We start from the raw sequence: 13173 nt of genomic DNA on the forward strand, positions 1-13173 counted from the left end.
TTTTTTTGTTGCTATATGCTTCCGAGAAAATGATTTGCGGTTTTAGTTTTTAAAAAAGTCTTTAAGGAGGATTTTATTATGCAATACCGAGAGTCACTTCAATTATCTTTATTTGATTTTACTTTGGATGAAGCGGATCAACAGAAAAGCATAGACGGGCATTTTTTAGAAGTTGACTTGGCTGTTTCCAAAAATGAACTTTGTGGTGCTTCTCCAAATGACTTTGAACAGGAAGGTATCGATAAGGAAGAGAAACAACCAGTCGAGAGAGAAGGAGAGACCATTTCGGAATTTGACGGAATAAGCACTGTAGAAGGCTTTTTGAATAAGTATTTTTCTGGAACTGAGGAAAAGGCTATAACTGCATGGTCCGGAAGTTATCTGACTAAAACATCGCAGGAACTAGGTTTAAAATCAAAATGGCTTGAGCATAATGGAGATAAATTTTCAAAGGAAGAGTTGATCTCCATTATGGAAAGCTTATTTAAAACCTCCCATCAAAAGAACGTGATTCCTTTAGGAGAGGAAGGGTTAAAGCAGTGGTTCATAGACAATATGATCAGTGAACTAGAGTCCAAACCGATTCGACAGTTTTTAGTAAAGCGGTCGAAACGGCTCAATTATAAATCGGTGTATATACTCATTTTACGATTTACCGAATTCGAGTCATTGGTCAGTAAGGCAACACGGAAAAAACCATTTGAACTTGTACGAGAAGACTTTTTAAATCAAGAACTCTATGAAGAGATAATCACAAGTAAGTTTTATTTTCAAAACTTTGCTTTGTTTTACAAACAAATGAATCCCTTTACAGAATCGTCTTTAACGTATACACCCAAAGAACGTAAGGAGGTGGTGCTACCGCCGGCCGTGCAATCATTTCTGACTTATAAAAAGAGGCAGGGAACGAAACCAGACCGGTTAGATAAGTTTCGATATGAACTGCATCGTTATTTACGATGGTCCTGCAATATTCTAAATGACTTTAGTACTTATCCAATCGATAAAGTTCCCTTTACCTTGTTTACACAAGAACACTTAAAGACGTATAAAAACTATCTCATCAAAGGGGTCCAAAGCGGCAGGTTTGCAGAAAATGGTTCCATGAAACATTTTAAAAATATCAAAACCTTTTTTAGAACCCTCTATCATATGAGGTTTATTAAAAACGATATTACAAGGGGCATTCGGAATATCGAGGGGGATGACTATCAATCTCGTTACATGCCAACGGATACAGAAATAAAAAAGTTCTTTACTGCCATCGAACAATATTCCGATACACCACAACTAGATAAACTGGCATTTGGGTTTATGATCTATCTGGGATTTCGATCATGTGAACTGGCGAGATTACAATGGGAAAACATTAGTTGGACCCTTGAGGACGTAAAGTTTACAGCAAAGGGAGGGAAGGTACACTCCTTACCCTTACCTTCACCGCTTATGGATCTCTTGCAGGAGGTAGAAAAACAAGAGAACGGGTTAGTGTTTGGAATGAAAGAACAACCACTAAGAGCGATCTTGTCTTTAAAGTACCGAATATTTACCTTGATTGCAGACTGGAAAGAGGCGAGTGGTCCCCATCAGTTGCGCCACGTGTATATCACGCGTTTAACCGAGAAAAACGTAACACCTAAAGTGCTTAAACGTTTGGCTCGCCACGACGACCTCGCCACGACTTCCCTATATATCCACCGAACGGAAGGCGAAGTTGGAGAGAAAGCACAACATATTTCTTTTCCGTGGGAGGCGAATTAACATGGCACTAGAAAAAGAGGACCATCCTCAATTCACTATCAAGGATGAAGTACAAACACTTTTGAAAAAATACGGGCAGGTTCAGGTGGAAAAAGAACTTGGCTCCATAGGTGTTCTTTTAACGGAAGAAAAGAACCCTGAAACTAAAGAGATAACGTTGTTGGAAGCAGCGCAGCACTTTTTAGAGGATGAATTTTCAACCTACCAAAGTGTTTCCCCTTCCTCCCAGTCATCCTATAAAAGTGAAATGAGAAGTTTTTGTAAGTACTTTGGGGTCAATATCGATGAAGATCTATCAACGGATGTCTTGTTAAAAGAGGTATTAACTCCTGAAAAGTTAGAGGAATATATACAACGGCCAGATATAGCGGAATCGACTCGAAGAAAAAAGGCGGCTTTTCTAAGAACCTTTATCGATTCAGTAGCAAGAGATCTGCTAAGCGAGAAAAAAATCAATCAATTAAATAAAAGGGCACTACAACTGAATGACCCAGATCCACAACCCCCACGAGCCTTTACCGCCGAACAAATTGATTATTTACTGAATTTGTCCCGCTTAACACGATGTGCCCTTCGAAACTATACGATACTTTGGACGCTTGTGGGAACAGGGATTCGAGTGGACGAGTTACATTTTCAAATTGGTGATATGAATTTTGAAAAAGGTTGGATAAAAGTTAAAGCGAAAGGACGTAAAGAACGAGCAAAAGTGAAACGGTTCATGACAAAAGGAGCCATCAAGGCATTAAAATACTATGTCAATTTCACTTACTCTCACTTAAAGAATGTTTTAAGTGAGACAGACTACCAACGCCTTTACGTTTTTTCAGATGACAATGGACGGGTCTCCCTGTCTAATCGGGCCATTCAAAGAATGGTCAGGGGATTGATTGATACGGCTATTGAGAATAACGTGGTTCAGGATAAAGTGTGGGACAGTGATCGTGGAGAAGAGGTGAAAGTGAACTATTCGACCCATTCGTTCAGGCATTCCTTTGCAATCTATGCCCTCGAGAGCGGGATGGATATTTATATTGTCAAGGAACTCTTAGGACACAAATCTATTGGTTCTACAGAAGTTTATTTAAATTTATTTGATGAGCAGTACCAAAAAGCTATGGATAAACATCCTTTTGCACAGCTGGAAACTGATCAATTAAAACACATGGGAGTTGATAACTAGTGGAAGGGATTCTCTTTTCGTCTATTTACTTTCAGAAGTGGAAGGAGCTAAATACATTAAAGCCCAGGTCGGTTCAAATGTATATTAGCCATTTAAAAGTCTTTGAGGAATATTTAGGTATATCGGGATGGAAGGGGGAGCTTAACTTTGAAAAGTTTTATTATAGCAAGGTTCATGATCAGTATGCCCCGATTGATCTGGATTTTATGGATGGGTTTGTTGAGTATCTTCAAGAGAACAAAACACGATCCCAAGCAAAACTAGGTTTTACCGTTGTAAAAAGCTTTATGGATCTATTGGTTGATTATGACTTGATGGAATATAACCCACTGAGACATTTCAAAAATCCATTCTACTATGAATCGTTTCGAAACAGATCGTTAAGTGAAGAAGAGTGCTTAAAACTGTTAAAGGCAGCTTATGATTTCGATCCTTTTCTTCAACAATACTATTTGATCCTTTTGCTGCAAACCACATGTGGATTAAGAGCAAAGGAATTATGCAAACTTACTGTTTCGCAAATAGATTTCGAACACAATATCATTGTCATTGATAAAGGGCGTAAAACGATAATTGGTACGGTTCGAATGACACCTGCCCTCCGAAAGAAGCTTTGGGAGTATGTGAATCACCCCTATTTTATCGCCTGGTCAAAGGAGAGAGATAAGGAGTTGTTTTTTATGAAAAACAAGCCTTTTACTCCGGCAGATCTTAATAAGTTTTTGGATAAACTTAGAAAGAAGGCAAAAATAACACGGAAAGTAACCAACCATGATTTAAGAGCAACAATGGCCTATCTATTGTATAAAGAGGGAAACGATTATAAGTCCATTCAAAGACAACTTCGACATAAGAAATTAAAAACAACGCTCGGTTACTTACCCATTCATGTTGAATTAAACGGATACCTTGATTAGTTTAATGGTCGATTGAAACCGTTGAGTCTTGCTTTAGTAATGCATGCTGTAGGAGTAAGGTAAGGTGATCTTTATCACTAATATGGCACGACAACAATTCAGATAGCAAGAATAGTTAATCCTGAATAGCTTGTAGAGTTTACGGGAGTATCACTTCACTGGACAAGTAAGTTATATCACAGTTTTAGGCTTCGTGATGCGATACTCATAATTAATAAATGATCAAAAAAATTCTTTATCGCTTACAATTGCTAGGTTGTAATACACTCAAATATAATTAAGGTAACTTAATATAGTTGCCTTATGTAAATGCATTGTGGCTGGAAGGACCAGGGCGATGGATTAGTGATCTCACTATCCGTCTGCCCTTTTTTATTTGTAAATTTTAACTTGAGCAGAATTGAAAGGGGGGATTCATGTTAAATATTAGAAAAATCGACGAGTCAGAGTCAATTATAAGATTACATTGGTAATCGGAGCTGGACCTAATAGTTAAAGTGAACAAAAAAATAAAACAAGTAAGCATGGATAATGATTTATACATAATACCTGCTTACTTGTATTTGGGGGAATAGTTATGGCTAAAAAAGTAATAATTGAAAAAGGATTAAGAATGAGGTATGCGGTGATTTACGATGAGAAATTAGATTCTAAAACTGGCAAACGCTATATGAAGCAAAAATCGTTTCCTACTAGTGAAGAAGCTGATAAGTTTCTTGATGAACTTGGAAGCGATACAAGTGAATTAAGTATTTTTATGGAAACAGAACCAAAAGAGCAACAGGCAACAAAGGTCCTTTTCAATGAATACGTGGAAGATTGGTTTTATGGGGAATATGCTCATGTGATTAAACACCAGACTTTCAAAGTGAGACAAGCTTTATTAAAAAAACATATTGTTCCTTATTTTGGTGATAAGTACCTTCATGAAATTACTGAACAAGAAATAGCAGAATTGTTTGCTCAAAAAGACCATGAAGGATACTCGAAAAGTACAGTTGGTAGCGTTCATAACTTATTGTCAACTTTGTTTCGTTCGGCTGTAAAAAAAGGATATCTTGATAAAAATCCTGTACGCTATATGAACATGGTAAAAGTTCCGAATCGTATTCCCGTAATTTTGAGCGAATCAGAAGTAGAAAGATTACTTGAAGTCGCTTACTCAGAAGGTGAAGGTATGATGTATGAATTTGGAATATCTACAGGATTAAGACTAGCAGAGATTTTGGCTTTATCATGGAGTGATATTGATTTTGATCACCAGGCGATAATTGTTAAGAAAAGTGTGGGTGTTGGAGTAGGTGGCAAACGTAACATTATGGAAATGAGAAGTGATTTTCGAAACGTCATGATTCCTTCACAATTGTTACCTAAGTTACAAAAACACAAAGAAGAACAGCAATTAATGAAGGAAGAGCTAGGAGACCAATATGAAGATGAACATGATCTGGTTTTCCCTAAAAAAGGTGGTGGGGTTCAAAGATCATCTACCGTTCGTGCTAGATTTAATCGTATAGTTGATAAAGCGAATATCAGTAAAATTAACTTCCACGATATAAGAAAAACGCACGCTAGTTTGCTTATCAAGGCTGGAGTCCCTCTCTACCTTGTAAGTAAGCAATTGGGTTACAAGAGTGTTGATACACTTTATCACTTTTTGCCACCACAATTTTCTGATTCAATGAAATCAATTAAACTTTTTGGAGTAAATGGCAAAGAGAATGATATTGAGTAAATAACAATTCTATAGACTTTGGCCTGAAATTATAAAAGAAGCTCAAACTTTGTGTTAGGGCTTCTTTTTATTTGGATTCTTATTAACTAAAATTGTTTTGGGCCTTTTAAGGTGCTTTGTAGTGACAATTAATAGAATAACCCCATTTAAGTTAGTTCTATTGGTTACTTAATGAAATTCAGTTTACATGAAACAATATAAGTAAATAACAACAAAAACCGAAGTTAGTAATTAAATTATCAAAAATCAGTTGACTCGTTATCCATTTTGAATTATATTTAATTTAACAAAGTTAGTAATTAAATAACTAACTTAAAAGTAAGGGGTTGTTAACTTAATGGAAGAGAACATGTTATTCAATCAATTGAATTTATTACGCGGGAATTTGCCACTAAAAAAAATGAAAAATGTTGCATTTCCGATTTATAGTCTGCAGTTTCTAAAGAATAATAACAAAATTCCTGAAGAAGCTCAGATTTGTAGCATATTAAGACATGAAGATAACCTGGTGGAGAGTCTCATTCATGCTTTTAAACTCGTTGAAAACGAACATCCAGAATTAAAAGGTGTGTATGATATTTTTACTTCAGAAGGGTTAAGTCAGAAAATGTTATTTAACTTTTTGCTTCAAGTAAATAATATGGAACTGACAAATGACAAATGGGCTATCTTAATTGATAAACTGTTTAATTACCTTTACGAAAATGAAGGGAAGAAAGATGGTGGATATTATTCACCAGAAAGTGTCAATCAATTAGGGGTAGCATTATTACAGCCACAATCAGGTGCTTTTTATGATGGTACTGCTGGTGTTGGAGCTACGATTGTGGAAGTGGAAAAATACACAATTGAAAATGCTGGGAAAATACAATTATTTGGTCAAGAAGTGAACCATAACAATTGGGCGCTTGCGCAGCTCAATTTACTCTTTCATGGTGTAGAAAATGCCGAGCTACGGTTAGGAGATACGCTCCTTAAGCCAGCATTTATCGAAGGAAAGAATATAGCAAAGTTTGATAGAGTGATGATGGATTTTCCATTTTCATTGAACATTACTGAATATGAAACGTTGCTAAACGACTCATATAATCGTTTTATATATGGAAAACCGCCAAGAAGAAGTGCTGATATGGCATTCATTATGCATGGGTTGTCATCATTAAATCAAAACGGAAAAGCAGTATTTGTTGTAACTAATGGTACGTTGTTTAGACAGGGAGTTGAAGACACAATTCGTCAAAACATGATTACTGCTGATGTTATTGAAGCGGTAATTGCATTACCAGTGAATATTTATGCTGAAACGGGTATTCAAACGAATTTACTTGTACTAAATAAAAATAAGCCTAGTGATCGTAAAGGCAAGATACTATTTATCAATGCTGAAGAAGAATTTACACAATTAAATAGACGAAGAAAACAACTCGAGCATGAAAATATTGAAAAGATTGTTAATGCGTATGATAAAGGAACAGAAATAAAAGGTTTTAGTAAATTCATTAAGACCAACCAGATTGAAGATGCAGATCTGTTGTGTAAACGCTACTTAGAAGAGGATGAAATTGTTGTAGATACATTTGGTAAGGTGAGAGTTATACAAGACAAAATAAATAATCAATCTAATAACGTATCTTTAACCAATTTAGCACAGTCCATATACAGAGGATTTAATGTTTCTTCGAAATCAGTAGAAGAGGGATCTGGAGATTATAAAATCATAAAACTTTCGGATGTAAAAGATGGCGAAATTAACTTGGAGGAATTAACAAGCGTTACTTTGAAACGTAAATCAAAGGTGGAAATGTATCTTGTGCAACGTGGAGATGTAATCATTTCTAACCGAGGAACAAGTATAAAGATTGCTGTCGTACCTCATGTCGAAGAGAATATTATTTTGACTCATAATTTCTTAGGTATTAGGTGTACAAACCAACTAGACCCTTATTTTCTTAAAGAGTATTTAGAAAGCCCAGTAGGTCAGTACATGCTTACAAGTAAGCAAATAGGCACGAATATCCTAACGATAAACCCTAAAGACCTTGAGGATATAAAAGTACCAGTAATAGATATTGAAGCACAAATGGAAATTGTAGAAGGATTTCACCAAATGAATAGTAGTATTCATGAGAGACTACAGCAGCTAGAAGAAGAGAAAAAACAAATACAACTGAAACTATATGAAAATATGGGGATTCGAGATTCGTTTCTGATTATCGACTAATGTAGGGGGATTTATGAAATGGAAATATTGGAAGGTTGTGTTACGTTACGGTCATGTAGGGCGAAAGAATGAAGTAAGCGTAGCGAGGTTTCTGGTAACGGAAGCATCCTATAATCCAATTATGGTAAATGGATTTAGCTTCTGAGATGCCTGGTGTTAAAAGTAATGTAATATCCCAGGTTAATGAGATAAGTCTGGAAGAATATCTAATTGGTAAAAGAAGTGAGGTTGAAAATTTTTATCTACAGGAATTAAAAGAATTTAATAGTTTTACTGCATAAAGTTATCAAATGATTTCTTATCTTATATGAAGTTACTATAACCAAATAGAGGAGGAAGCAAATATTGAAGACAACTCAATTATCACTCGAAACCAAGGGGAACTTTTACAATTTCTTAAAGAACAAAAACAATTATGGGAATGAGTACTTAGATTGTATTGAAAGTACTGTTCACAACTTGATGGAAGAACAGACATCAGCTAATAAACCTGGTATGTTACTGGGGAAGATTCAGTCTGGTAAAACAAGAACTTTTCTAGGAATAATGGGTCTAGCCTATGACAATGGTTATGATGTCGTAATTATCTTAACTAAAGGTACTAAAGCATTGGTTAAACAAACTATAGCTCGATTAAACCAAGAGTTTGATGGAATGATAGTACGTGACAAAATGCGTGTTTACGATATTATGTCCTTACCTTCTAATTTAAGTAAATGGGAACTAAATAAAAAGCTTGCCATTGTTGTTAAAAAAGAAACAAGGAATATGGACAGAATAAGTGATGCTCTGTTTGAAACTTATCCTGATCTTAAGAATAAAAACATTTTATTTATTGATGATGAGGCGGATTTTGCGAGTGTTTCCTATGATAACAATTCAGAGAAAAATATCATTGAAATGAAAGTAATAGCCTCAAAGATTGATAATATTAGGGCGAATGTAAGCAAAGGATCATTTTTACAGGTTACTGCTACTCCTTACTCGCTTTATCTACAGCCGGATGAGAGGGAGATTAATGATTTCCTTAAGTTTGAACCTGTTAGGCCTGCGTTTACGGAGTTAGTACCTATACATGATAAATATGTGGGCGGTGATTTGTACTTTGACGAATCAAAAAATGAAGATTCACCAGCTTATTACTTATACAGCGAAATTACTGATAATGATTTAGATGTTATGAAAAAAATGGATTTGCGCCGTGTTAGAAAAGCAAGTCTACTCACTCAAAAGAATTTATATAATCTAAATCAGGCGGTTATAAATTTTATTGTAGGTAGTTGTATCAGACGATGGCAGCAAAGATACCTAAATGAGGATGAAGAAAAATATTCGATGGTTGTTCATACTGAGAGAGGAAAAGGAGCACATGATTGGCAACAACAACTTATTAAACTCATTCTAGAGGATCTGGGTAAATTAGCAGAAGAAAAAAACGATTTGTTTATTGGGTGGATTGAACAGTCATATAGTCACTTAATGAAATCAGTTAGGCTCGTTCAAACACCAGAACCCTCATTTAATGAAGTTCTACAAGAGGTTAATGAGGCATTAATTCAAGAAATGATTGTTGTTTCGACAGTGAATTCAGATAAGGATGTAGAAGAACTACTAGACTCTAATGGACAACTGCAACTGCGGACACCAATGAACATCTTTATCGGAGGTCAAATTCTAGATAGAGGAATAACAATTGGTAATTTAACGGGATTTTTCTATGGCAGAAACCCAAAATCCTTTCAACAAGATACCGTATTGCAGCATTCACGTATGTATGGAGCAAGATCCATGGAAGATATAGCTGTGACTAGGTTTTATACTACTAGGAAAATTTATAATATCATGGAGAGAATCCATGAATTTGATACTGAATTGAGAGTAGCCTTTGAAAAAGGACATAATCAAGGTGTAGTATTTGTTCAGAAAGATACATCAAATAAAATTGTTCCATGTAGCCCGAACAAAATATTACTTTCCAACCTTGTAACGCTAAAGCCTCATAAGAGGGTATTACCAGTCGGTTTTCAGACTGGATATAAGTCATACATCAGTCAAAAAGTAGAAGCGGTCTCTAAAGTAATTCAAGAATTAAAACAATATTCACCACAAGTCATGGACAATGATGCATTTTTAGCACCTTTAAGTGAAGTGAAGAGAATTCTCTCGAAAATACATGAAACCCTTGTAATGGAAGATGGCTACGAGTGGGATTTAGATGAATATTTCTCTATTCTGGACTATTTGACATTGGATAGTAAAGAAAAGTTTGTCTGGATTATAGTCCGAGAAGGGAGAAATATTACAAGAATTGATTCGGAAGGAAGATTTGAGAACTCCCCTGATACACCTAAAGGTGACAAAGGAGAGCTAAAAGTAGCAAGAAAAGTTGCAGTTGACCACCCTGCTGTTATGCTACTAAAGCAAAATGGTGATGCAGATAAAGGATGGAGAGACACACCTTTTTGGTGGCCGGTAATGCTCGCTCAATCAAATATTGAAACAACGGTTTATGCTAAGGAAACTATTAAGTGATTTTTGAGTAAAATATCATTTGGTATGTATGTGTAAAACTAGTGATTGCGGAAAGAGTTGTAAATCACCTATTGCTGCCAACTACTATAAGGATAATTTAGATAGTGATATAATAATAGAATGGAAATATCAAGGAGGTAACAAGATGATAACAGGTGAAATTAAAAGTAAAGTAGATAAAATATGGGAAACGTTCTGGACAGGGGGGATAACAAACCCACTAACTGTAATCGAACAATTTACTTATCTATTATTCATAAAAGGGTTAGATGAACAAGAAACAATCAAAGAGCAGGAAGCTGAGTTTCTTGGTATGGAACATCAGGGGTTGTTTCCTAAAGACAAACAGCATTTACGTTGGAGTCGTTTTAAGCAACTAGGGTCGGCGAAGGAAATGTATGATGTCGTATCAGATGAAGTATTTCCTTTTATTAAGAAATTACATGGCAAACAGAATTCAGCATACTCTAAATACATGAACGATGCGATGTTCATGATCCCAACAGCAAATATGCTTTCTAAAATTGTTGATGGCATTGATAACATCCCAATGAAAGACCGTGATACAAAAGGTGACTTATATGAGTACTTGCTATCAAAAGTAGCAACTTCAGGAACAAACGGTCAATTCCGTACCCCACGCCATATTATTGATATGATGGTTGAACTCATGAAACCAACACCTGAAGATGTGATAATTGACCCAGCAATGGGATCAGCAGGTTTCCTTGTGTCTGCTGCTGAGTACCTACGTAAATATAATAGTGATTTGTTCTTAGTACAAGGTTTAAAAGAGCATTTTAACAACACCATGTTTTACGGAAATGATATGGACAGAACGATGTTGCGTATTGGGGCAATGAATATGATGCTTCACGGTATTGATAATCCAAATATTGATTACCGTGACTCTCTTGCAGAAGTCAATAAAGATAAAGACCAATACACGCTAGTACTTGCGAATCCACCATTTAAAGGTTCACTTGATGAAGAAGGGGTTTCGAACGAATTATTAAAACTGACGAAAACAAAGAAAACTGAATTACTTTTCTTATCCCTTTTCATTCGCATTTTAAAAGCGGGTGGCCGCGCTGCTGTTATTGTTCCAGATGGAGTTTTGTTTGGAAGTTCAAAAGCACATAAGCAAATTCGAAAAGAGATTATTGATACTCATAAATTAGAGGCGATTATTAAAATGCCTAGTGGTGTATTTAAACCATATGCCGGAGTATCTACCGCAATTATGATTTTTACAAAAACAGGTGCGGGTGGAACCGATAATGTATGGTTCTATGATATGAAAGCAGACGGTTATTCGCTTGATGATAAACGGAGTCCGATAGAACAAAATGATATTCCTGATATCATTGCTCGTATGGGTAATTTAGATGCTGAAAAGGAAAGAAAACGAACAGAGCAATCTTTCTCCGTTCCTGTTGAGGAGATTAAAGAAAATGATTATGACTTAAGTTTTGACTTGTATAAAGAAGTAGAATACGAAGAAGTGCAGTCCAAAGATCCCAAAGTCATCCTTGCTGATATTAAGAATCTAGAAGAAGAAATTATGGAAGGCATTAAGGAATTGGAGGGGATGATTGGTGATAATTGAAATGAAAAAATTACTGTCTGTCTCCGAGATTATTAATAGTTCAGTAAAAGAATTTGAAGGAGAACGACCATATTTAAAAACTGGTAATCTTAATGATGATGGTACCTTTGTCCTTGAAAAATATTCGTATGAGGATAAACCTTCGAGAGCAAATCAGAATGTAAGAGTAAATGATATTATATTTGCTCGTATGGAAAATACTAAAAAGGTTTTAGGCATAGAAGAAGCAACAAAAGATATTATTGTCTCAACAGGGTTTGTTGTACTCCGTTTAAATAGGTCTATTATCGACCCAGAATATTTATACCATGTCATAAACTCTGAAATGTTTCAAAAACAAAAAAACAAGTATTGTAAAGGCGCAACCCAAAAGGCAATAAATAACCAGGGATTATCAAAAATTATGATTCCTGTGCCAGATTTAGAAGAACAAAGAAGAATAGCTGCTAGTCTAAACAAAACATATTCGTTAATTAAAAAACGAAAAGAAGCCATAGCAAAGTTAGATGAATTAGTACAATCATACTTCTTGCATGTAGTCGGTCCTTTGGCAAAGGGTTATAAAAATTGGAAGAAAATAAAAGTTCAAGATGTTGCCAAAAGTGAAAGAGGCAGTATGCGTACTGGTCCTTTTGGAAGTGACTTAAAACATTCTGAGTTTGTTGATGAAGGTATTGCAGTGTTAGGAATAGATAATGCAGTAAAGAACCATTTTACTTGGGGAGAAAGAAGGTTTATTACACAGGAAAAGTACGAAAAGCTAAAAAGGTATACAGTTAAACCTAAGGATGTCATTATTACCATTATGGGTACAACTGGACGAAGTGCTGTTATTCCTGAAGAAATCCCTTTAGCAATAACAACTAAACATTTAGCAACAATTACACTGAATAGGGATATCGCTTTACCTGAATTTTTATCATATGCTATCCATTCGCATCCTGAAATTTTATATCAAATTTTGAAATCTAATAAAGGAGCTATAATGAATGGGTTAAACCTAACTGTTATAAAAGGGTTAGAATTAAACTTACCACCATTAGAAGAACAGAAGAAGTTTCAATATTTTTATACACAAATTCAGTCACAGAGAGAATCAATGATGAGATCTCTTACTCTCATAGAAGAATCCTTCCAGTCCTTACTTCAACATGCGTTTAAAGGGGAATTATCTTTTAACAAAAAAACTATTTATTAATATTATCATTAGAGAGA

Annotated in this window: 8 protein-coding genes; all 8 read left to right on the plus strand. The window is 35.2% G+C overall.

Annotated features, from left to right (window positions below; translation table 11 throughout):
- Window positions 1–78 precede the first annotated feature (78 nt).
- The 8 genes from KH172YL63_RS01590 (at window position 79) to KH172YL63_RS01625 (ending at window position 13156) form a co-directional block, all read left to right on the plus strand.
- The gene (locus tag KH172YL63_RS01590; protein ID WP_173104469.1) at window positions 79–1761 is read left to right on the plus strand and encodes a tyrosine-type recombinase/integrase; all 1683 of its coding nucleotides are present in this window, start codon (window positions 79–81) and stop codon (window positions 1759–1761) included.
- Window position 1762: 1 nt separating this feature from the next.
- The gene (locus tag KH172YL63_RS01595) at window positions 1763–2944 is read left to right on the plus strand and encodes a tyrosine-type recombinase/integrase (RefSeq protein WP_173104470.1); all 1182 of its coding nucleotides are present in this window, start codon (window positions 1763–1765) and stop codon (window positions 2942–2944) included.
- Window positions 2944–3861: a tyrosine-type recombinase/integrase gene (locus KH172YL63_RS01600; RefSeq protein WP_173104471.1), complete on the plus strand. Its 918-nt coding sequence runs from the start codon at window positions 2944–2946 to the stop codon at window positions 3859–3861. The genes KH172YL63_RS01595 and KH172YL63_RS01600 overlap by 1 nt, the downstream gene beginning before the upstream one ends.
- A gap of 577 nt (window positions 3862–4438) precedes the next feature.
- A complete protein-coding gene (locus tag KH172YL63_RS01605; RefSeq protein ID WP_173104472.1) occupies window positions 4439–5596 on the plus strand; it encodes a tyrosine-type recombinase/integrase in 1158 nt (385 codons plus the stop codon).
- A 337-nt stretch (window positions 5597–5933) separates the two neighbouring features.
- On the plus strand, window positions 5934–7817 hold the full coding sequence (locus KH172YL63_RS01610; protein WP_173104473.1) for an N-6 DNA methylase: 1884 nt from the start codon (window positions 5934–5936) through the stop codon (window positions 7815–7817).
- A gap of 345 nt (window positions 7818–8162) precedes the next feature.
- Window positions 8163–10349, plus strand: coding sequence for a Z1 domain-containing protein (locus KH172YL63_RS01615; protein WP_232066090.1), 2187 nt, complete (start codon window positions 8163–8165; stop codon window positions 10347–10349).
- Window positions 10350–10494: 145 nt separating this feature from the next.
- Complete coding sequence (locus KH172YL63_RS01620) at window positions 10495–11958, plus strand: type I restriction-modification system subunit M (RefSeq protein ID WP_173104474.1); 1464 nt, start codon at window positions 10495–10497, stop codon at window positions 11956–11958.
- A 1-nt stretch (window position 11959) separates the two neighbouring features.
- Window positions 11960–13156, plus strand: coding sequence for a restriction endonuclease subunit S (locus tag KH172YL63_RS01625; RefSeq protein ID WP_173104475.1), 1197 nt, complete (start codon window positions 11960–11962; stop codon window positions 13154–13156).
- Window positions 13157–13173: the final 17 nt, after the last annotated feature.

The sequence above is a fragment of the Bacillus sp. KH172YL63 genome (genome assembly GCF_011398925.1).
Lineage (GTDB): Bacteria > Bacillota > Bacilli > Bacillales > Bacillaceae_B > Rossellomorea.